Origin of the sequence: Spiribacter salilacus (assembly GCF_009649225.1) — a bacterium.
Classification (GTDB): Bacteria; Pseudomonadota; Gammaproteobacteria; order Nitrococcales; family Nitrococcaceae; genus Spiribacter; species Spiribacter salilacus.
The window spans coordinates 25,663-47,499 of record NZ_WJPP01000002.1 but is presented as its reverse complement, the minus strand read 5'-3'; the positions used below and the strand labels follow the sequence as shown (position 1 = coordinate 47,499).

Below are 21,837 nucleotides of genomic sequence, written 5' to 3'. Positions count from 1 at the left end.
GGCTTGTTGTGAGTGAACTGTCACGTCTGCGCTGGCGCTGCCGGCGTGGTACGACCGAGCTGGATCGACTGCTCGGTCGTTTTTTAGATGCGGATAGCAACGGCTATCAGGCACTTGATACCGAGGGCCGGGCGGCCTTTGAGCAATTGCTGGCTTGCGAAGATGATGACCTGATTGATTGGTTACTCAGCGGTCATCTGCCAACGGAGCCTCAGCTTGTCGATATCGTCACAAGAGTACGCGCCGCCTCTGGTCTTTAGAGTGGGGCGCGCTCGCCGCGTCAAGATTTATTTATCCATCGTAACGGGTGTTGCGCTGCTCGCGCCCTTGGCCCATCCCTTTATGTTGTTGGGGTGGGTTTTTGTTTTGCACGGGCTTTTTCGGCATTGGCCCGGCTCGCCTGGGGCTATTGTGGGCGGCGTGATTAACCATAATCATCGTCTGCGCATGCGCCGGGGTGATGGTAAGTGGGTAAGTGGTCAGGTGGTTGATCGCGTCGTTTTGTCTTGGCTGATTATTCTCAGCACCCGCTCGGGGTGGCATCGCTCAGGCTTACTCATCATGCCGGAGGGTAGTGGGCAAGAATCGCATCGTCGTCTGCGTCGGTGTCTGCTACGCTAATAGGCTGGCTGGTATTGGAGAAAACATGAGCACCGCAGAGGCGGATAGGGAACTCGTCAAACGCGTGCAGGCAGGCGATAAGCATGCATTTGATCTGTTGGTGATTAAATATCAGCACAAGCTGGTTAAGCTTGTGTCGCGTTATGTCCATGATCATGCCGAAGCGCTAGATATCTCGCAGGAAGCGTTTATTAAGGCCTACCGTGCCCTGCCAAACTTTCGCGGAGACAGCAGTTTTTATACCTGGCTGTACCGTATTGGCATCAATACCGCAAAAAATTATTTGGTCTCACAAGGCCGCCGTCCACCGGATAGTGATATTGATGCACAAGATGCGGAACGATATGACATCGAATCGCGTCTAAAGGATCACGAGTCGCCAGAAGCGCTTGCGCACCGCGACCAGGTAGAGGCAGTCGTCATCAGTGCAATCGAGGCGCTGCCTGAAGATTTACGAACAGCAATTACGTTAAGAGAGTTCGAAGGAATGTCTTACGACGAAATTGCCACGGCAATGGATTGTCCAATAGGAACCGTGCGGTCACGAATTTTTCGTGCTCGTGAGTCGATTGATAAGCGGCTTCGCCCGCTTTTGGTGGAGACTGACAACTAATGGCTGGCAAACAACACGAGCAGATCTCAGCGTACGTTGATGGTGAGCTCAATGCAGACGAACAACGGTTTTTGTGGCGTCATCTTGCCGCTAACCCCCAGGCACGAGCACACCTGATTCAATTGCATGAAATAAAAGCCGCGCTGCACCGTGAGCGTGTGGCGGGGGCCAGCAGCATAGCTGATCGGGTAAAAACAGCGCTGGCTGATGAAGCGGCTCATTCAACACCGAACGCTCCCGAGCGGCGCTTTCGCCTCTCTCCTTTATTTCAACCCATAGCCGGTTTAGCGATCGCTGCCAGTGTGGCGCTGGGGCTGGTTGCCGTGTGGCCCGTTACCGGGCTTGGCCCAACCGCGCCCACAACGCCGAGTGTGGCGAGCGCGCCGCCACCCATGCTCTCGCCCACATTACCCGTCAGCCCAGCGGCTAATCCGCGGGCCAGCGTAGTGGGTGCTACGGGCAATGCGGATGTGCGACAACGCTTGTCGCCGTATTTTATTAATCATAGCGAGCATGCTGCGTCAGGCCAGCTTGGCGGTACGCTGCAATATGCGCGAATTGTAGGGTACGACGGCGAGTGAGTAGGGTACATACACTCGGTTGTCTGGTGTTTTGCTTATTCGCCGTTGCCGGCGCGCAAGCGCAAGATCATCAGGCGCGAGATTGGGTAGAGCGGGCTGCTAAAGCACGTACCGAGCATAGCTTTATTGGCGATTTTATCTACCAGCATGATAGCCAAATACAAACACTGCGTATTTGGCATGCCGGTGATACCGCCGATGGAATTCAGCAGCGTATTGTCTCTTTGTCTGGCGATCCGAAAGAGATTTTACGCAGTGATGGTCGTGTGACCTGTATTTTCGCCGACGATCAGCCGCTAGTGGTTGATCAGCGCCAAATTCAGGCCTCGATTGGCGATCGGATTCCAACCGATGTCGATCGATTACTCCCGCATTATGGATTAGTCCTTTTAGGCCCAGATCGCATTGCAGATCGCTCGGTGGTCGGGGTGGCCTTACAACCGGCCGATTCCTATCGATATGGTTATGAGCTTTGGTTTGATGAGCAAACCGGGTTGTTGCTCGGCGCGGAATTAAGAGATAACCAGAGCCAAGTAATCGAGCGCATTATGATGCTCGACTTTAAATTGCAGGACAGCATTAACCCACAAGATCTTGCCCCATCATTAAGCGGCGAGGGTTTTACTTGGCTTACGCACCCTGGGGGGCAGAGCGACGCTGCACAACCGCCCGAGGGGGTATCTGCGCGTTGGGAAATCGGTGAGTTACCGCCCGGGTTTGAGTTAGAAATGGATCGCATGCAAATGCTGCCGGGGCATGATGCGGCGGTACGGCATTTGTTGTTTTCTGATGGGCTGACTGCGGTGTCGGTCTATATCGAGGCGGCAGACGAACGTGATGGCCTAGACGGGGCCTCAAAAGTTGGCGCGCTCAGTGCGTTTGGAAGAGATATTGCAGGATATCGAGTGATAGCGGTGGGAGAGGTGCCTGCGGCAACGGTAGAAGCACTCGCCTATGCACTTAATCGAGGAGAAAATTAATGAGAACGGTCATTCAGCGTTATTTTGTAGTGTTTGTTCTGTTGTTTCTGTCGGTCGGGGTTGCGTCAGCGCAGTTGCCTGATTTTGTCGATCTGGTAGATCGCAATAGCCCTGCGGTTGTTAACATCAGTACCTCGCAGGAAATGGCCGCTAGTGAACAGGTACCAGATATGCCAGACCTGCCCGAAGGTCATCCTTTTCGGGATTTTATGGACCGGTTTCTTGATGAAAACACCCCACCACCAGGCCCGCGCTTTGATTCTCAGTCGCTGGGCTCAGGGTTTATCGTCTCAGACGATGGCTACATTTTAACTAACAATCATGTGGTGGAAGGCGCCACAGAAATTATCGTGCGACTCAACGATCGTCGTCAGCTAGTTGCCGAACTGGTTGGGGCAGACAAGCGTAGTGATTTAGCACTGCTTAAGGTGGAAGGAGAAGATCTGCCCACGGTATCCATTGGCTCCTCCTCAGACCTTAAAGTGGGTGAATGGGTGCTAGCCATTGGTGCGCCGTTTGGCTTTGAATACTCCGTAACGGCGGGCATCATCAGCGCCAAGGGCCGAAACCTGCCCACCGAAAGTTACGTGCCGTTCTTGCAAACCGATGTGGCGATTAATCCGGGTAACTCGGGTGGCCCGCTGTTTAATTTAGATGGCGAAGTGGTGGGTATAAACTCGCATATCTATAGCCGCTCCGGCGGGTTTCAGGGCATTTCGTTTGCCATTCCCATTGAACTGGCAATGGATGTTGCCGATCAGCTAAAAGCGGGCGGTGTAGTAAGCCGCGCTTGGTTAGGTGTGGTGATTCAGGATGTTACGCGTGAGTTGGCAGAGTCATTTGGGATGGATCGGCCAGAAGGGGCGTTAGTAGCGCAAATTCTGCCCGATAGCCCCGCTGCGGCTGCTGATTTCGAGCCGGGTGATGTGATTGTTGAATTTAATGGCGTTGATGTGCCCAACTCAGGTGCGCTGCCGGCCATTGTTGGCCGTGCACCGGTCGGTGATCGTGTGCCTGTGGTTGTGATGCGCAGTGGCGAAGAGCAGGTCATTGAAGTGGTGCTTGAGCAGCTACCAGAAGATCTGACGGCCCGAGCTCCCGGAGGGGCGCAGGAACAACAGCGAGATCGGGGAGAGTTCGCCTCGTTAGGTATGACGGTTGAGCCGTTGAACCAAGATGCGCGTGAGGCTCTCGGGCTTAATGAAGATGCCGCCGGCGTGCTGGTGAGCGATGTCAGCGGAGAACCTGCGCGCGAGGCAGGGCTGATGCCGGGTGATGTCATTACACGTATCAACCGCCAAGAGATTGAGAGCATTTCAGCACTGCGCGAGGTATTAGACTCCGTGAGCTCGGGGCGGAGTATTCCGCTGTTGGTTTTACGTAATGGGACTCCGCGGTTTCTAGCGCTACGTATACCGTAACGACAATCCCGTGGGTGCGCGGTACAATAAGGGTCTTTGCTTCGGCGGTCTTGGGTTTTGGATATCACTCACATTCGCAATTTCTCCATCATCGCGCATATCGATCATGGAAAATCCACGCTCGCTGATCGGCTAATCGATCGGTCGGGCGCCTTGTCTGGCCGCAAAATGGCCGAACAGGTGCTCGACTCGATGGATATCGAGCGCGAGCGTGGCATTACGATTAAAGCTCAAAGCGTTACGTTAGATTACGTGGCAAAAGATGGGCAAACCTACCAGTTAAACTTTATTGATACGCCTGGGCATGTTGATTTCTCTTACGAAGTCAGCCGTTCTTTGTACGCCTGTGAAGGCGCATTGCTGTTGGTGGATGCCTCGCAGGGGGTCGAAGCTCAGAGCGTAGCTAACTGCTACACCGCGGTCGATCAAGGGCTAGAAGTCATTCCTGTGCTCAACAAAATTGATTTGCCCTCCGCAGAACCCGAGCAGGTGATTCAGCAAATTGAAGAGATTATCGGCCTAGATGGCGCTGATGTTCAGTCAATTAGCGCAAAAACCGGCTTGGGCGTAGATGATCTATTAGAAGCCATTGTTGCTAAAATCCCGCCGCCCGCTGGCGAGGAGTCTGCACCGCTAAAAGCCCTGATTATTGACTCATGGTTCGATAATTACCTGGGCGTTGTCTGTTTGGTGCGGGTGTTTGATGGCGTTTTGAATAAGGGCGATCGCATTCGCGTGATGTCAACAGGTCGGGAGTTTCAGGTTGACGATCTCGGTGTGTTTACACCCACTCGCACACCGCGAGATGCGCTCTCGGCTGGGCGTGTCGGTTATGTTGTAGCCGGTATTAAAGATATTGATGGCGCGCCTGTGGGCGATACGCTCACGCATGCAAAAAAGCCTGCAGAACAACCGCTGCCTGGCTTTAAGGTGGTGCAGCCGCGGGTATTTGCGGGCGTTTTCCCCATCAGCGCAGATGACTACGAGTCATTTAGAGACGCGCTTGGCAAGCTGCGTTTGAATGATGCGTCATTGCACTATGAGCCAGAAAATTCCGAAGCCCTAGGGTTTGGGTTTCGGATTGGTTTTTTGGGCATGCTGCACATGGAAATTATCCAAGAGCGGCTAGAGCGCGAGTATGGCCTAGACCTAATAACCACGGCGCCCACCGTTGTGCATGAGGTATTAGATAAAGACGGCCAGGTTTTGCAAATCCATAATCCCTCTCAGCTGCCGCCACCTAACTCGGTGCAAGAAATTAGAGAACCCATTATTCATGCCAGCATTTTGGTGCCGCAAGAGCATGTAGGGGCAGTCATTAAACTCTGCGAAGATAAGCGGGGTACCCAAAAGGGCATGCAGTACGTGGGTAATCAGATTTCGCTTGAATATGAAATGCCAATGGGTGAGGTGGTGCTAGATTTCTTTGATCGTCTGAAATCAGCGAGTCGGGGCTATGCCTCCTTCGATTATGAATTTCGCCGTTTTCAAGCCGAGCGCTTAGTCAAACTCGATATTTTAGTGAATGGCGATCGTGTAGATGCCCTGTCGGTTATTGTGCATCGCGATCAGGCAGAGTCGCGAGGGCGCGAGCTAACCGAGCGGTTAAAAGAAATTATCCCGCGGCAGATGTTTGAGGTGGCAATTCAGGCATCGATTGGCTCGAAAATTATCGCCCGCTCAACGGTGAAGGCCTTGCGTAAGAACGTAACGGCAAAATGCTATGGTGGCGATATTACGCGTAAGAAAAAATTGTTAGAAAAACAAAAAGAGGGCAAGCGCCGAATGAAACAGGTTGGGCGTGTAGAAATTCCACAGGATGCTTTTTTGGCCGTACTGCAGGTGGATAATCGCTAATGATTAACTTTGAAGCAGTACTGGTGTTGGTAACGCTGCTTACCGGTGTGACTTGGGCATTTGATAAGCGACGCCGCCGTCGGGGCTATACCGGAGGGATGTCATGGTGGGTTGATTTCTCCCGCTCCGTGTTTCCCGTGATCCTGGCGGTTCTTGTGATTCGTTCATTTATTATCGAGCCTTTCAGAATTCCTTCTGGCTCGATGATGCCCACCCTAGAGGCGGGCGATTTTATTGTCGTTAATAAGTTTGGCTATGGGCTGCGTCTGCCGGTGGGGCGGCAGTTAATTGTTCCAATGGGTAATCCTGAGCGTGGTGATGTAGCCGTGTTTCGTTATCCCGTTGATCCGTCTCAGGACTACATTAAGCGTGTTGTCGGTCTGCCAGGCGATGAGCTCGTCTACCGCAACAAGCAGCTTTCAATTAATGGCGAGCCGGTGCCAACCAAAGCATTAGGTCGCTGGCAAGGCGATCCTGAGTTTCTGCTACGTGAGGAGCAGATTGGTGAAATCTCGCATCAATTGTTGGTTTTTGATGAAAGAGGCGGGCGCGAGTTTTCCTTTGAAGTGCCGGCCGATCATTATTTTGTGATGGGAGATAACCGCGATCGCAGTAGCGACAGTCGCTTTTGGGGCCCGGTGCAGCGTGATCACTTTGTGGGTGAGGCGTTCTTTATTTGGATGAGCTGGAATGGCGGCATCAATTGGGGGCGGCTTGGCCAGCGAATTGATTGAGACACTCAGCAAGCGGCTTGGGTGGTCTTTTAATGATGCGCGTTTGCTCGCTCAAGCGCTAACGCATCGCAGTGTCTCTGACGAAAACAACGAGCGCCTAGAGTTCTTGGGCGATGGTATTTTGAACTTTGTGGTTGCCGCAGAGCTCTACCATCGTCGCCCTGATCTTCAGGAGGGCGATCTTAGTCGGTTACGGGCCGCTTTAGTGAACAAATCAGCCCTAGCGGGCATCGCGCGGAGCATTGAGCTTGGCGATTACGTTGAGCTAGGTGGTGGAGAGCTAAAAAGCGGCGGTCATCGGCGAGATTCTATCCTTGCCGATACGCTTGAGGCGGTTTTAGGTGCGGTTTATTTGGATGGCGGTTTTGATGCCTGCCAAGATATGATTCAACGGCTGTATGCCCAGCATTTTGCTGATTTGCCGAAGATGAAAGCAAAAAAAGACCCCAAAACGCGTCTTCAAGAATATCTTCAAAGCCGTCAATTACCGTTGCCTGAATACCAGGTAGACGATATTGCCGGCCGTGCGCATGAGCAGGTGTTTACCGTGTCTTGCCGGGTTGAGACGATTACATTGGTCGGCGCGGGTAGCGCAGGCAGCCGTCGTGCTGGCGAGCAGGCCGCTGCTGCCGATTTATTATTTAAGCTGGGTATTGATGACCCTGCCACGGAGTCTGATAAATGAGTGAGGTTCCAGAAGGGTTTAAGGCGGGTTTTGTGGCGTTGGTCGGCCGGCCTAACGTTGGCAAGTCAACCTTGCTCAATGCCTTATTAGAGCAAAAAGTCTCTATTGTTACGCGTAAACCGCAAACAACGCGCCATCGCATTCAGGGCATCCATCAGCGTAAGGATGCACAAATCATTTACGTTGATACGCCGGGTATTCATGACAGCGGCAAAACCGCAATGAACCGCTACCTGAACGATGCTGCGGGCAGCGCGCTTGCCGATGTTGATGTGGTGGTGATGCTGGTTGAATCGGGGCGTTGGGGTGAAGGCGAAGATTTGGTGTTACGCCGGCTTAACGCGGTGCGTAGCCCCGTGATTCTGGCGGTCAACAAGGTTGATCGAGTGCGTGATAAAAATCAGCTGCTCCCAGAAATTGAACGGCTGAGCAAGCGCTATGACTTTGCGGCAATTGTGCCAATCTCTGCTCTAAAAGCGGATAACCTAGCGGCCCTAGAAGCGGCTATTCTTGAGCAGCTGCCGCAATCTCCCCCGCTGTTTCCGCAAGATCAGATTACTGACCGAAGCGAGCGATTTATGGCCGCAGAGCTTGTGCGCGAGCAGCTCACCTTAGCACTGGGTGACGAGCTGCCGTATGCCAGCACGGTAGAGATCGAGGCCTTTGAGCAAGAGGGGCAACTGCGCCGGATTGCCGCTATTATTTGGGTGGAGCGACGTGGCCAGCGGCAAATTATGATTGGTGAAGGCGGTAGTCGAGCTAAACAGATTGGCACCGATGCAAGGCACGAAATGGAGCGTGTGTTTGGCGGTCGGGTTTACCTTAAGCTTTGGGTGAAAGTCAGAGAAGGCTGGTCAGATGATGCGCGCATCCTGCAATCGTTAGGATATGCGGATTAATGTCGCTTGAGCCGGCGTTTGTTCTACATACCCGGGCTTATCGCAATACAAGCTTATTGCTTGAAATTTTAACACGCAGCCATGGCCGGCTCGGCTTAGTGGCCCGCGGCGTGCGACGGCAACGCTCGCCAACAGCCGCCTTATTACAACCCTTTCGACCGGTGGCCTTAGATTGGCGCCTACGCGGTGAGCTAGGCACGCTGCGCCAGGTAGAGCCAGCAGGTCAGCCGTTGGCGTTGCATGGCCGCCCATTAATTAGCGGTTTCTATCTCAACGAGCTGCTGCTGCGTTTGCTGGCAAGGCACGATCCGTACCCGGGTTTATTCGAAGCGTATTTAACTGCCTTAGAGCGTTTGACGATGCCCGATTTTGATGAGGCGGTTGCCCTGCGCACTTTTGAGCGTGATTTGCTACAGATGTTGGGCTATGGCCTGCCTTTAACGCATGACCTTGGCGGGGCTTTATTAAAGCCAGCGCAGTGGTATCGTTACGACCCAGAGCGCGGCGCTGAACCCGTCGCCAACGCTACCGCGGCCGGGCTAGTGGTTGTTGGAGCAACCCTGATTGGATTAGCGCAACCTTTAATGACGGCTGAGGTGGCGCGCGCAAGCCGAGCGTTGATGCGCGCCGCGCTACAGCCGCATTTAGGCTCAAAGCCACTGAAAACACGCGAGCTGTATGCCCGCTTTCCAGAGAAAGGAGCTTTTTAAACATGGCGCATCATCAAGGCTGTTTAGAGCCGCTGCTTGGCGTGAACGTCGATCATGTTGCGGGATTACGGCAGGCGCGCGGCACGCGTTACCCCGATCCGGTGCTGGCCGCATTAATTGCCGAGCAAGCCGGAGCCGATGTAATTACGGTGCATCTGCGCGAAGACCGTCGGCACATTAATGATCAAGATGTGGCGCGTTTGGCAGAGGCATTACAAACGCGAATGAATTTTGAAATGGCGGTAACCGGCGAGATGATCGATATTGCTAAGCGCATCCAGCCAACGGATTGTTGCTTGGTGCCTGAGCGCCGTGAAGAGCTCACCACCGAGGGCGGGCTTGATGTGGCCGGGCAGCTATCGCGCATTACTGAAGCAACGACCGAACTTCAACAAGCCGGTATTCGGGTGTCTTTATTTATTGACCCAGAGCCTGATCAACTACATGCCGCTGTGGCAGCGGGGGCACAGGTGGTTGAGCTGCATACCGGGCAGTTTGCTGAAGCGGGTACGGATACGACAATTCATGCAGAATTTCAGCGCATTCATGATGCCGCCGTGCTGGGGCATTCGTTGGGCCTGCAGATTAATGCAGGTCATGGTCTGCATTATCATAATGTGGCGCCAATTGCTGCGCTGCGCGAAGTCACCGAGCTCAATATTGGGCATAGCATTGTGGCGCGGGCCGTATTTACTGGATTTGAAGCAGCCGTGCGTGAGATGAAGCGATTGATTCAGGATGCGCGCCATTGAGTATTCTAGGGCTCGGCACAGATGTGGTAGAGATTGCGCGGATGCAGCAAATCTACGCCGCGCATGGTGAGCGGTTTGCTAAGCGGCTGCTGAGCCAGCAGGAATACCCCGCGTTGGCTAGTGCGGCTCAGCCGGCAGCGCTGCTAGCACGCCGGTTTGCCGCCAAAGAAGCCGCTGCTAAGGCACTGGGCTGTGGCATTGGCGCGCAGGCAAGCTTTCATGACCTGATTGTGGCCCATGATGATGCCGGTGCGCCTAAGCTGGTGCTCAGTGGCCCAGCTGCCATACGCGCACAGCAGCTGGGCGTATCGAGTACACACCTAAGCATTAGCGATGAGCGCGCTTACGCTATGGCGGTGGTTATTCTTGAGAGCTAGTCACCGGCGGTGCTTCAAGTAACACCTGCTCTAACCACTGCGCATTAAGTCGGTCGCTTAAGCGATTTTGCTGCTGACGTGCGGCCAGATTCTCCAAATCAATACAATCCAGCGGCTGATCCTGCCCGGCACAGGAGAACACCGCGCGCGTCCGCTTGCCTGTGACTGGATCGATCTGCCATTGCAAGCACTGCGCGCAAACGCCCTGCAACATGCACTGCATGGGGCTGCCCACCGTGCCAAAGGCGTCGCAATTTGGCGCCACTAGCGGCTTGAGCTCGCCCTTTATGGCATCTTGAAAACCCTGCAGTAAGCCCGTGCCACCCATCACCATAATGCGATCGACATCGTGTAGCGGAATGCCGCCACTGGCAGGACCGATCTCGCCATGGGCATAGCGGCGGACAACGTCGATCATATCCGTTGCCTCTAGGCTGATGTCTTGTGGCCGGCGTGCACTAATTTGTGGGCCGCGCGCAGTACACCAAATAATTTGATCAGCACCGGCCTCCAGCTCATCTTGATGATCCACATCAGCCGCTGCGCCAAAGGCCGCTACATAAAGGACCCGATTGCCCGCGGCACGCAAAGCAGCGCCGATATCTAGCATAACGGCAGCCCCCCAGCGCCCAGCCACAACCATGATGGTGCGATTGCTCGGCATATCGGTTGGCGCCCCGGTGGGGCCCATTAAGACCAGCGGATCACCCGGTTGTAGGCGGCCGACCAAGCGAGGCCCTGCACCCCATTGTAAAATCATGAGCCGAATACAGTCATTACGCACACCGGTACCAGACACGGTAATTACCGGAATCTGCAAGCGGGTGCCCGCCACAACGGGCGATAAAGACTCATACGTTTGCAGCCGGAAAAATTGCCCCGCCTTAAAATTACGTGCAGCCATGGGCGCACGCACCCACAGCTCGATCATGGCGGGGTTGTCTCGCTTGACTTCAACCACTCGGGCGGAGAGCAGATCATCTATGCTTGTCATAAACTCGGCATGGCTGCGCGTATCGGCTGCGGGCTCCAGCGCCATCGCAGCTAAAACATACGGGTAGGTGCGCATGCCCGAGGCAATGGCTTTAACCACACTGCCATGAAAAGCCGGGTGGGTATCGCCAATAAAGCTCACGCGACGGCCACCCTGCTGGTATGAGGTAAAGGGGCCGAAGGTCGGTTTTTTACTATGCTCGGCATCCTCGGTAGCCGTGAGCGTTTTGTCGACGAGCTCATGCGGGCGGAAATGATCGCCATCAAGCTCAAAGGTGCCGCTGTGCTCACGCTCGTAAATGGTGTTGGGCACGGTGCCAGCGGCAATAAAAATGGCACGCGCTGATAACCGCTGCGTTTCGCCGGTTTCGCGATTTCGGCACACTAGGCCGCTGACATGCGCGTAGTCATCTACCTCGGCATGCACCGGCTCAAGGCCCTCAGCGTAAAGCAGGCCTTCTTCCATCGCCTTAGCTACTTCTTCGTGGTTACGCGTATAGGCTGGAGAATCGGTCAGCGACTTGCGATACGCAACGGTCACGCCACCCCAGCTTTTTAATAAGGCACTGAAGTCTGGCTCGCGGCCATCGCGCGCGGCGGCGAGGCGCTCGGCGCGCACCGCCTTTCCATGGGTAACGAATTCATCTAGCGTGGCTAGGTCTTCTTCGTTCATGCCGCGGGTGACGGCCTCTGCACCAATCCGCTCGCAAAGCTGTTCATGCCGGCTTAGGATTTTTTCAACCTGTTTAATGTAATAGGCCTGTACTTCGGTGGCGGTATCGATGCCGGTGAGTCCACCGCCAATCACCACGGCCGGCAAACGCACCTGAAGGCTGGCTAGGCTAGAGGCCTTGGCTGCCCCGGTTAGCTGCAGCGCCATCAGGAAATCACTGGCTTGGCGCATACCTCGAGCAAGGCTATTACCCATCGGCACCACGCGCGGCAGCCCCGCGCCGGTGGCGTTGACTACATGATCAAAACCCAGCTCCCACGCATCGTCTAAGGTGAGGGTGCCGCCAAGGCGCACGCCGCCAAAGGCCTGAAAATGATGCCGTCGCGCTAGCGTAAGATAAATGAGCTTAAGAAAGTTCTTATCCCAACGTACGGTAATCCCGTATTCCGCCACGCCGCCAAAGCCGAGCAAAATTCGCTCATCTAAATCTTCAACCAAATCATCCCAATGCGCCACGGGCTGCTCCAGCAGCTCGGCGGGCAAGGGCTCGATTTTTAGCCCATCAATACCCACTACGGCGGTGCCTGTCATGGTTAGATGATGGGCGATTGTAAAGCCGGCCGGCCCTAAGCCCGCCACCAAAACCCGGCGCCCGTTATCGGGCTGCTGTACGTATTGCTCGCGCCGTAGCGGGTTCCAGCGCGTAAGCAGATGATAAAGCTCAACGCCCCAGGGCAGCTCAAGCGTATCGGTGAGCACGCGGGTTTCAATTTGCGGGATATTAACCGGATCTTGTTTTTGGTAGATGCAGCCTTTCATGCAGTCATTGCAAATTCGGTGTCCGGTGGCAGGCACCATGGGGTTGTCTACCATCACCATTGCCAGCGCGGCTAGGTTAAGCCCTTCGCGCCGCAGCAGATGCATTTCTGAGATTTTTTCTTCTAGCGGGCAACCGGTAAGCGTTACGCCCAGTGGGTCTTGCTTAAACCCGAGCCCCGGCTCGGTTTTTTTCTCAGGAAACCCACGTGAGCAAAAATCACCTTCGTGATCATGGCAATAAATGCAGTAATGCACCTCGCTTTGCACTTGGCGTGAGTCCATCCGCGCATCGGTTAGCGAAAATCCATCGCGGTGGCGCTGCGCATTGGCCGGTGCGGCAAGTCGATCAATCTGCTCAACAGACTGAATTTCGGTATCAACGCGATTGAGTGGGTCAACCCGTGCGGGTAGCCGAAAGCTGGCCCAGCCGGCCACGCGGGCCTGCCCTTCGGGCGTTTGCCGCGCCAGCTTGCACCAAGCGGTGATTAGCTCAATGGCCTCGGCGTTGGTGTCTGCATCGTCAAGCAACGCCATGGCCAGCTCGGCAATCGCGCGCTCTTCATCCTCGCCATGTGAGCCACCGCCGAGGCCAGCCTTGACCGCGGCATCTAGCTCGCCAAAGGTTGATTCAATGGGTTGGCGATGTTTTTTAACGCGTTTTTGCACATACGCCTGCTTAAACGCCATCACTACATCGTCTGCCACAATGCGTGCCTGCAACTCATCTAACGCGTCTTGAATACCAAAAACATCGCCAATAAACGCTTCAAGGTGCGGTGCAATGGCCAATAACAGCTCGCTATTGGCGGTGCCAGGTAGGTCGCTATCGCGTTTTCGATACGCACGTAATGCTTCGCTAAGCGTGGCATCACTAGTATCGAGTGTTCGCAAAAATAAGGCATCTAGCTCAGCTAGGCCTTCAGGGGTTTGTAGGCGCGTAAAATCGAGCCCATGCCGGGCGAGTGCGGTATTCAAGTTCATAATCGTAGATGATGCGCTGTGTCTTCCCAATCAACAAGCCAGCGTGGATCAGGTTTTTACCTTTTTTACCTGTGCGCTGATCTCACCCTGGCTTAATTGTATCTGCACATCTTGCCCCGGCTCTGCGGCGCTGGCCTCGCGCAGAATTGTACCCGTGCTGGGGTCGGTCACAATGGCATAGCCGCGCTGCAATGTAGCCAAGGGGCTGATAGTTTGCAGACGATGGCTAAGATTGCCAATTTGCTCGTGAAGCCGCCCAAGGCGTTGCTGCATGGCGTGCCGAAGCCGTTGATCCAGTTCGTCTAGTCGCTGACTTCGCTCTTGAAGTTGCCGGCCTGGATGTTGTGCATCAAGCCGCCGCGCCAAATTTGACAGCCGCGTTTGGTGATCTGCAAAACGCCGGCCCAGGGCGCTTTTGAGCTGATGTGCCAGTCGCGCGAATTGCTGTGCCAGCGCATCGGCATCGGGTGAAAGGGTTTCTGCGGCGGCTGAAGGGGTGGCCGCGCGGTAATCAGCGACCCAATCAGCAATAGAAACATCCACCTCATGCCCAACGGCACTCACAATAGGCAATGTGCTGGCATGAATGGCCCGCGCCACGCGCTCATCATTAAATGCTTGCAAGTCTTCGAGCGAGCCACCACCACGCCCCACAATCAGCACATCGGTTTCCGCACGCTGATTGGCAAGCGCAATGGCATTGACAATGTCGTCGGGCGCACTGTCGCCTTGCACGGTAACGGGATAAATTAAGACGGCGGTGGCTGGGCTGCGCCGTTGTAAAACACTAATAATGTCACGCACCGCAGCCCCGGTGGCCGAGGTGATTACGCCAATGCGCTTTGGCAGGGAGGGAAGTGGCCGCTTGTGTTCGGTATCAAAAAGCCCTTCGGCTTGTAGTTTGGCGCGGAGTGCTTCAAAGGCGCGCTGCAGGGCGCCATCGCCCGCGGCTTCTAAGTGCTCTACGATCAGCTGATATTCACCGCGTGCGGTGTACAGCCCCACCTTGGCGCGCAGGCGCACTTGATCTCCATTGTTCGGTGTAAAGCGGCCACGGCTGGCGCGATGGCGAAAAAAAGCGCAACGTACCTGAGCGTTACTATCTTTTAAGCTGAAGTAAAGATGCCCTGAAGCGGGGCGGGCCAAATTGGAGATTTCGCCCTCAACCCACAGCGGCGGGAGCGCTTGGTCAAGTAATTGGCGCACGGTCTCGTTAAGTTGTGAGACCGAAAGGATCTCGTTTGGCATCGGGTGGTTCATACTCCTATAATGGCGGGTTAACCTTACCCGCGGCAACAAGAGGTCAAATCTATGCAACTCATTCAAGAAGCGTTGACCTTCGATGATGTTCTACTGCTGCCGGGTTATTCAGACAAATTGCCGCGAGAGGTAGACCTAAAAACCCGCGTCACCCGTGAAATTTCACTGAATGTTCCGTTGCTCTCAGCCGCCATGGATACCGTTACCGAGGCCCGGCTTGCCATTGCGTTGGCAGAGCAGGGCGGTATTGGTGTGGTGCATAAAAGCATGACGGCCGAGGCACAGGCGCACGAAGTCCGCCAGGTTAAGAAATTTGAAAGTGGCGTGATTAAAGAGCCCATTACCGTTGCGCCCTCCGCCAGCATTCGTGATGTGCTGCTGCTCATGGCGCAAAACGGCATTTCCGGTGTGCCGGTTGTAGATGGTAAGCGCCTGGTCGGTATTGTGACTAGCCGCGATTTGCGGTTTGAAACCCGCTTTGAACTGCCCGTAACCGCAGCAATGACGCCAGAAGACCGGTTGGTGACGGTGCAGGAGGGCGCTGAGCGGGAAGAGATTTTGGCGCAGCTACATCAACATCGCATCGAAAAGCTGCTGGTCGTTAATAAAGACTTTGAACTGCGCGGCATGGTCACGGTTAAAGATATTCAAAAGGCCGAAGACTTCCCCAATGCTTGCAAAGATGAAGATGGCCGGCTGCGTGTAGGCGCGGCGGTTGGCACCGGCGAAGGCACCGATGAGCGTATTGAAGCGCTAGTCTCAGCCGGCGTCGATTTGCTGGTGGTTGATACCGCGCATGGCCACAGTCGGGGTGTACTGGAGCGAGTGCGCTGGATTAAGCAGCATTACGCAGATGTGCAAGTCATTGGCGGCAATATTGCCACCGAGCAAGCGGCGCGCGCGCTGGTTGAAGCGGGGGCAGACGCCGTAAAAGTGGGTATCGGGCCCGGCTCAATTTGCACCACGCGCGTGGTGGCCGGTGTAGGTGTGCCGCAAATCACCGCTATCGCCAATGCGGCTAAAGGCGTAGCCGGCACAGGTGTGGCGCTAATTGCCGATGGCGGTATTCGCTACTCCGGCGATGTCGCCAAAGCCATTGCGGCGGGTGCCGATTGCGTGATGATCGGCAGCATGTTTGCGGGTACGGAAGAGGCTCCCGGTGAGGTGGAGCTGTATCAAGGGCGAAGCTACAAAGCTTATCGCGGCATGGGCTCGATTGGGGCGATGGCGCGCAATCAAGGCTCCTCCGATCGGTATTTCCAAGAAGACGCCAGCGAAGTAGAAAAACTGGTGCCCGAGGGCATTGAAGGTCGCGTGCCGTATAAAGGCGCCATGCAAGTGATTGTGCATCAGCTACTCGGTGGCCTGCGCGCCAGCATGGGCTACTGCGGCAAGCCAACTATTGATGATTTCCGTGGTCAGGCTGAGTTTATTCGCATCACCAACTCTGGGGTGCGCGAAGGGCATGTTCACGATGTGAGTATCACCAAAGAAGCGCCCAACTACCGAAGCGAATAAATCAATGACCAGCCAGCTACATGATGAGCGAATTTTAATCCTTGATTTTGGTTCGCAATACACCCAGTTAATTGCCCGTCGCGTGCGTGAGGCGGGCGTGTATTGCGAGATTCGCCCGTGGGATGCCACAGCCGAGTCGCTCATTGATTTTGCGCCGCAGGGCGTCATCCTCTCCGGCGGCCCAGAATCGGTTCACTTTGATGCCGCCCCGCGCGTGACGGATGTGGTGCTGGGCATGGCTGTACCCGTTTTAGGTATTTGCTATGGCATGCAGGCACTGGCGCAGCAGCTGGGTGGCCGGGTAGAGCCATCTAGCCATAAAGAATTTGGCTATGCCGAGGTGCGCGCACGCGGGCATTCGCGGCTACTAACGGACATTGATGATCGGGTGAATGCCGAGGGGCATGGCCTTTTAGATGTGTGGATGAGCCATGGCGATCATGTGGCAGAGCTACCCGCTGGGTTTAAGGTGATTGCCAGCACCCCGAGCGCGCCGATCGCAGGGATTGGTGATGATGAACGTGGCATCTATGGGCTGCAGTTTCATCCTGAAGTTACGCATACCAGCCAGGGGCAGCGTGTCCTCGAGCGATTTGTGCGCGATATCTGCGGCTGCAGCGGGCAGTGGACAGCCGGCAATATTATTGACGATTTAATCACCCGCGTGCGCGATACGGTGGGTGATGAGCACGTTTTACTTGGCCTATCGGGTGGTGTTGACTCCTCAGTGGTTGCCGCGCTGCTGCATAAAGCCATTGGCGATCAGCTGACCTGCGTGTTTGTGGACAACGGGCTGCTGCGCTTGAACGAAGGTAATGAGGTGATGCAGACGTTCGCCCAGCACATGGGCATTCGTGTGATTCGGGTAGATGCAGAATCGCGTTTTCTCGACGCGCTGGCGGGTGAGGCTGACCCAGAAGCCAAGCGTAAAATTATTGGCCGCACATTTATTGAGGTTTTTGACGAGCAAGCCAGCCAAATTGATAACGTGCAGTGGCTGGCTCAGGGCACCATTTACCCCGATGTGATTGAATCAGCTGGCGCCAATACGGGTAAGGCCCATGTCATAAAATCGCACCACAATGTGGGCGGGCTGCCTGAGCACATGAAACTCAAGCTGCTCGAGCCACTGCGCGAGCTCTTTAAAGACGAAGTGCGCCGCATTGGCCTTGAGCTTGGCTTGCCGGCCGAAATGATTAACCGCCATCCGTTTCCTGGGCCTGGCCTGGGGGTACGCATTTTAGGCGAAGTGCATAAGCCCTACGCCGATTTGCTGCGCCAAGCCGATGCCATTTTTATCGAAGCGCTGCGGGCTGAAGGCTGGTATGAAAAAACCAGCCAAGCCTTTGCGGTTTTTCTACCCGTAAAATCCGTGGGCGTAACTGGCGATGGCCGGCGTTATGAATATGTAATTGCCTTGCGCGCCGTTGAAACGGTCGATTTTATGACCGCCCGCTGGGCGCATCTGCCCCATACCTTCCTCGATCAAGTCTCACGCCGAATCATCAACGAAATCGATGGCATCTCACGCGTCGTCTACGACATTTCCGGAAAACCGCCGGCCACGATTGAGTGGGAATAGTTTTTAGAATGTAAGTCATTGATTTTTTGGAAAAAAATTTTCCACATTTGTTACACGCTACCTCGTAAGTTATTGAAAACATTGAACCAGAATCTTGACTTACACAAAAAAGTGCACAATAGTTGAGTTTTTCCAGTTCAATAGTTGCAAGGCATGCTTATACCAATACGAAACCCGAGAAACACTGACACTCAGCAAACGATTATGGGGTTAGCGACTATCTTTCTGCGCGGAAAGGTTTGGTGGCTAAGATATCGGGTGCAGGGGCAGGGGGGGTACGAACGAGAAAGTCTCGGAACGCAGGATCGCGATGCTGCGATAGCGAAAGCTTACGATATTGTCTCGCAATATCAAAACCATGGGATTCTGCCTTCTCGGCGCTTAACAGTGGCATCAGCGATTAAAGAATACCTCGACGATAAAGCCACAGAAGTTGCTACAGGCAACGTCCTCGAGGGTATAGGTGCTGGCCGATTCGGAACAATCCAAACCCATTTATCCCATTGGCAAAAATTTCTTGGCGATCAGACCCCTCTAGGGAATTTGCATCTTGATAGCGGCAAGGCTTTCAAGCGTTGGCGACTCGACCAAGGTGCATCTCTGGTCACGATTCGTAATGAGCAGGCCTCGTTTAATGCGTTAGTCCGATGGTTGTACGAACGGAACAAATTTCACTTGGCTAAGCTGAATATGAGCAAAATCCGGGCAGCGGAGTTTGAGAATCAGGATGTCCGGCGAGCTTCCTTCACTGAAGAACAAGCTCAACGGATTCGCGCCCATTTGATGGCTAAAATTAAGTCAGCGGAGCAGAGTACAAATGGCGTCGAGTACGGAGATCTGTTGACCTCCTGTTTTTTTATGCTGCTGCTCGAGACTGGTCTGCGTATTGGGGAAGCGCTAGCAATGGAATGGCGAGACCATAGCCTCGAGGAGAAGGTGATTACAGGGTCTGTCCCAGATTCTGGGTCATCCGTAACAAATCCGGAAGACCAAGAATTTCATTCCCTGACTCGAGTGCAGGTGCGCGCAGAGTCCTCAAAAGTCCGGAAATCACGAGTGGTAAAGTTTTTGGATTCCTCGAATTTCTTCCTTTTACTCAAAATGGCGCAACTTCGACGTTATGAAGAGACGGATGGCCAGTTTCCAAAACCAGAATCCACTTCAAAGATTTTTCGCCTGAATACTAATACACCAATGTCTCGGCGTATCTACTTGAAGGGGTTTGAAAAGCTTCTTGACGATTTGGGTATCCAGAACAAGCAGGGTGCCTTGGTGCCGTACTCATTTCGACATTATTACATTACCCGTCATATTAATATTGGTAAAATCAACACCATGCAGTTGTCGGCGATTGCGGGGACGAGTGAGCAACAAATTAGAAAGACATATTTCCATCTTTTTGATCAATATGTTGAAGATGCCGCACTTGCGGGCGTGGTGATGCATGACGGTATACTGATTGAGCACAATTAGTCCTCCACTATCGTAATATCCACGCTACCCAAAACTTCATCCCGTATTTGGTACGCAAGTCGCAAAAATTGACCGTGATCGTCCGGATCCAAATATGGGTAAAGATCTGCTGTGGCGGCCTGCAGTCGCAGCGCGCATATTGCAAGGGCTTCCTTGCTCGGCTCAGAACCTTTAGCTCGCATAGATCGAATGTAACCTTCTGTTTTTCCGAGCCATTTTACAGAAAATTGGTTTTCACTGGTCACGATATTGAGACGTGATAGTAGTTCGTACGTTTGGTTAAGTAGATCATGTTTGTTCATGATTCTATTTAGCCGATTGGTCACAGAACTGGAAAAATGGTGGGTGGACAGGTGATGACCCACAGCGCTCACTTTTCAAAGGGAATTGGCAATCGCCTCGAATGCCTTCAATGTTTTTTCGGTGGGTATCAGGAACACAGTGCGCCGGTCTTGTTCCGATCGGGTTCTCTCAATCCAGCCATCAGCGACTAGTCGATTTAAATTGTAACGAATCCCAGTTGCTGAGTTCGGTACGGTGGCCATCAGCTGTCTGACGGTTAACGATTTACCATCATTCTTCTTAACGCTTACGGCTATTAATATATCAAGCGGCAATAGTGAGGAACCGTAGGGTATGCCTGGTTCTAACGCCGCTCTGAGTGCCTGAACTGCGCGGGTGGTGTTGTGAAAGTTGTTCCTATCCATAGGTGACTATTTGTCCAATGTGGTGCTATGAAAAGCAACCTATAAGTTTTGTTGCGCATACTGCAGCAGTGTGGATCGAACAGATTTGGCTTGCCCTGGTGTTCGGCCGGTAAGAAGTGAGGTCATCACGTAAATCAAAAGGTTGAGTAAGATAAATGCCAATTGAAGGGGCAAGAGTGTCCAAATCCACTTGGCATTGCTTAAGGAGTCAGTAATTGTGTTCCATATGACAACTCCGGTTACCCCAAGCAAAACCATACTTTGTGTTACTACAAGTACGGTAACGAGCACTCCTATGAAGTTCGATAACCGATTTTGGAAATAGTCTGGACTGAATTTGTCGAGTTGGACTTTGAGGATATGGTTCGCGTTGTCAGGTTCCTCAGCCTTTTCTATTGGTATTCCAGCCTGTAAACAAACCTCATAAAAGGCTTTGTCTGCCGCCTTGTTTTGAAAACGAATGGTTAAGAGTGCCGCTACCGCACTTATCGATAACACCACAGTAATGCAGCCAATGATATGTCCTATGGCTATGAGTGTGTTCATCCTAGAGCACCTTTATCGCGAGCAGGGGTAACTTGCTTGTATGGAGATGTGGGCATATCGAACACTCTTATCGGTGTGAACCCGATCGGGTCAGATGACAGTCGTGATTATTTCTCTTTCTCCCATGACGTAGGCAAGCAATCATCTTGTCTAACAAGATTCCCCACCTGATTATGCCGCAACTTATGCCTCAAACGCACCTAGGGTGATGTATCCGAAGGCAGAATGGGTTCGGCTGTAGTCAATTTCGATGCACTCAATCTGGCGACCATGGTTTTTCCCGAATAGGCGGGAAAATCAACACGGTGGGCTAATCGCAGTCCTGATAATCCGATTCTATGCAGATTCGGGCGCGGCTTTGGGCATCGGCAATGGCTTCGGGGGTCATGCGGTCTGCAATTACGTCTCTATTATGCACGGCATCGGAGTTTCCGTTGCTCGCGGCAATGTTAAACCACATATGTGCAGTTGAATAATCCTGAATCACACCGTTGCCAAGTCCATACATGCGACCAAGGTTGTATTGCGCTTTGGCATTACCTTGCTCAGCGGCTAACCGATACCATCGCACAGCCTCCGCGTAGTCTTGCGCGACCCCTTGGCCTTGGACATACAAGACCCCAAGGTTGAGTTGTGCGTCGACATCACCTTGCTCAGCGGCTAACCGGTACCACCGCGCAGCTTCGGCGTAGTCTTGCGCGACCCCTTGGCCATGTGAATACATGAGACCAAGGTTGTATTGCGCTATGTCAAGCCCACCCTCTGCGAAAGGCAAAAATATTTCATAGGCAGTCTCGTAATCACGGATTTTATAGGCCTCTACGCCAGCTTTGAATTGCTGGGTTAAATCATTTGCCCACAACATACCCGGGGCAAGCAATAAAGCCATCACGACTGCACGAATAATCCTTTTCATGCCTTTAGTTTCTTCGATGTGTCTCACACAGGTCAACATCCGTACTGATCTTCAAATCCTCAGAGTCATGGGCAGGTAAAAAATATTTACCCGTTGTCAGTACGGCTAAATATAGTCATGACTAAAAGAAAAAAACCCC

General features: G+C 53.6%; 22 protein-coding genes. 16 read left to right on the top strand and 6 right to left on the bottom strand.

All coding sequences use genetic code 11. The features are described from left to right. The first annotated feature begins 8 nt into the window (after positions 1-8). The 13 genes from GH984_RS03395 to acpS all read left to right on the top strand — a co-directional run bounded on the left by GH984_RS03395 (position 9) and on the right by acpS (position 10,230). Positions 9-260 carry an FAD assembly factor SdhE gene (locus tag GH984_RS03395; protein WP_369691919.1) on the top strand — a complete coding sequence of 84 codons (252 nt, stop codon included), beginning with the start codon at positions 9-11 and terminating at the stop codon, positions 258-260. Next, the gene (locus GH984_RS03390) at positions 217-621 is read left to right on the top strand and encodes a hypothetical protein (RefSeq protein WP_172973154.1); all 405 of its coding nucleotides are present in this window, start codon (positions 217-219) and stop codon (positions 619-621) included. The genes GH984_RS03395 and GH984_RS03390 overlap by 44 nt, the downstream gene beginning before the upstream one ends. Positions 622-646: 25 nt before the next feature. Next, positions 647-1,234 (top strand): RNA polymerase sigma factor RpoE, encoded by a 588-nt coding sequence (gene rpoE, locus GH984_RS03385; RefSeq protein WP_153718813.1) that lies wholly within the window; start codon positions 647-649, stop codon positions 1,232-1,234. Further along, a complete protein-coding gene (locus GH984_RS03380; RefSeq protein ID WP_153718812.1) occupies positions 1,234-1,815 on the top strand; it encodes a sigma-E factor negative regulatory protein in 582 nt (193 codons plus the stop codon). Before rpoE ends, GH984_RS03380 begins: the two co-directional genes overlap by 1 nt. Then, positions 1,812-2,795: a MucB/RseB C-terminal domain-containing protein gene (locus GH984_RS03375; RefSeq protein WP_153718811.1), complete on the top strand. Its 984-nt coding sequence runs from the start codon at positions 1,812-1,814 to the stop codon at positions 2,793-2,795. The genes GH984_RS03380 and GH984_RS03375 overlap by 4 nt, the downstream gene beginning before the upstream one ends. Then, positions 2,795-4,216, top strand: a complete 1,422-nt coding sequence (locus tag GH984_RS03370; protein ID WP_153718810.1) for a DegQ family serine endoprotease — start codon at positions 2,795-2,797, stop codon at positions 4,214-4,216. The genes GH984_RS03375 and GH984_RS03370 overlap by 1 nt, the downstream gene beginning before the upstream one ends. A 63-nt stretch (positions 4,217-4,279) precedes the next feature. Further along, entirely contained in the window at positions 4,280-6,073 is a 1,794-nt protein-coding gene (gene lepA / locus GH984_RS03365; protein WP_369691952.1) for a translation elongation factor 4, read from the top strand. Then, positions 6,073-6,807 carry a signal peptidase I gene (gene lepB, locus GH984_RS03360; protein WP_153718808.1) on the top strand — a complete coding sequence of 245 codons (735 nt, stop codon included), beginning with the start codon at positions 6,073-6,075 and terminating at the stop codon, positions 6,805-6,807. The genes lepA and lepB overlap by 1 nt, the downstream gene beginning before the upstream one ends. Next, complete coding sequence (gene rnc / locus GH984_RS03355) at positions 6,764-7,492, top strand: ribonuclease III (protein ID WP_153718807.1); 729 nt, start codon at positions 6,764-6,766, stop codon at positions 7,490-7,492. The genes lepB and rnc overlap by 44 nt, the downstream gene beginning before the upstream one ends. After that, the gene (gene era / locus GH984_RS03350; protein WP_153718806.1) at positions 7,489-8,391 is read left to right on the top strand and encodes a GTPase Era; all 903 of its coding nucleotides are present in this window, start codon (positions 7,489-7,491) and stop codon (positions 8,389-8,391) included. The genes rnc and era overlap by 4 nt, the downstream gene beginning before the upstream one ends. Continuing rightward, positions 8,391-9,101: a DNA repair protein RecO gene (gene recO / locus GH984_RS03345; RefSeq protein WP_153718805.1), complete on the top strand. Its 711-nt coding sequence runs from the start codon at positions 8,391-8,393 to the stop codon at positions 9,099-9,101. The genes era and recO overlap by 1 nt, the downstream gene beginning before the upstream one ends. A 2-nt stretch (positions 9,102-9,103) precedes the next feature. After that, a complete protein-coding gene (gene pdxJ, locus GH984_RS03340; protein WP_153718804.1) occupies positions 9,104-9,853 on the top strand; it encodes a pyridoxine 5'-phosphate synthase in 750 nt (249 codons plus the stop codon). After that, a complete protein-coding gene (gene acpS, locus GH984_RS03335; RefSeq protein WP_153718803.1) occupies positions 9,850-10,230 on the top strand; it encodes a holo-ACP synthase in 381 nt (126 codons plus the stop codon). The genes pdxJ and acpS overlap by 4 nt, the downstream gene beginning before the upstream one ends. Here acpS and GH984_RS03330 read toward each other — a convergent pair. Beyond that, the gene (locus GH984_RS03330; RefSeq protein ID WP_153718802.1) at positions 10,214-13,696 is read right to left on the bottom strand and encodes an FAD-dependent oxidoreductase; all 3,483 of its coding nucleotides are present in this window, start codon (positions 13,694-13,696) and stop codon (positions 10,214-10,216) included. The genes acpS and GH984_RS03330 overlap by 17 nt on opposite strands. A 48-nt stretch (positions 13,697-13,744) precedes the next feature. Then, positions 13,745-14,944, bottom strand: a complete 1,200-nt coding sequence (gene xseA / locus GH984_RS03325) for an exodeoxyribonuclease VII large subunit (RefSeq protein WP_253939110.1) — start codon at positions 14,942-14,944, stop codon at positions 13,745-13,747. Between the two features lie 63 nt (positions 14,945-15,007). On the opposite strand from xseA, the gene guaB reads away from it, so the two are divergent. The 3 genes from guaB to GH984_RS03310 all read left to right on the top strand — a co-directional run bounded on the left by guaB (position 15,008) and on the right by GH984_RS03310 (position 19,529). After that, positions 15,008-16,474, top strand: a complete 1,467-nt coding sequence (guaB, locus tag GH984_RS03320; RefSeq protein ID WP_153718800.1) for an IMP dehydrogenase — start codon at positions 15,008-15,010, stop codon at positions 16,472-16,474. A 4-nt stretch (positions 16,475-16,478) separates the two neighbouring features. After that, positions 16,479-18,056 carry a glutamine-hydrolyzing GMP synthase gene (gene guaA / locus GH984_RS03315; protein ID WP_153718799.1) on the top strand — a complete coding sequence of 526 codons (1,578 nt, stop codon included), beginning with the start codon at positions 16,479-16,481 and terminating at the stop codon, positions 18,054-18,056. Between the two features lie 204 nt (positions 18,057-18,260). Further along, positions 18,261-19,529, top strand: a complete 1,269-nt coding sequence (locus tag GH984_RS03310) for a tyrosine-type recombinase/integrase (RefSeq protein ID WP_172973153.1) — start codon at positions 18,261-18,263, stop codon at positions 19,527-19,529. Here the strand turns inward: GH984_RS03310 and GH984_RS11075 are convergent. From GH984_RS11075 to GH984_RS11020, 4 genes are all read right to left on the bottom strand, one after another. Then, positions 19,526-19,831 (bottom strand): DUF6626 family protein, encoded by a 306-nt coding sequence (locus GH984_RS11075; RefSeq protein WP_369691917.1) that lies wholly within the window; start codon positions 19,829-19,831, stop codon positions 19,526-19,528. The genes GH984_RS03310 and GH984_RS11075 overlap by 4 nt on opposite strands. Before the next feature lie 75 nt (positions 19,832-19,906). Next, positions 19,907-20,236: a MarR family winged helix-turn-helix transcriptional regulator gene (locus tag GH984_RS11070; RefSeq protein ID WP_153718797.1), complete on the bottom strand. Its 330-nt coding sequence runs from the start codon at positions 20,234-20,236 to the stop codon at positions 19,907-19,909. A 39-nt stretch (positions 20,237-20,275) separates the two neighbouring features. Further along, complete coding sequence (locus GH984_RS03300; protein ID WP_153718796.1) at positions 20,276-20,782, bottom strand: hypothetical protein; 507 nt, start codon at positions 20,780-20,782, stop codon at positions 20,276-20,278. Between the two features lie 310 nt (positions 20,783-21,092). Beyond that, entirely contained in the window at positions 21,093-21,698 is a 606-nt protein-coding gene (locus tag GH984_RS11020; protein ID WP_153718795.1) for a tetratricopeptide repeat protein, read from the bottom strand. Between the last annotated feature and the right edge of the window lie 139 nt (positions 21,699-21,837).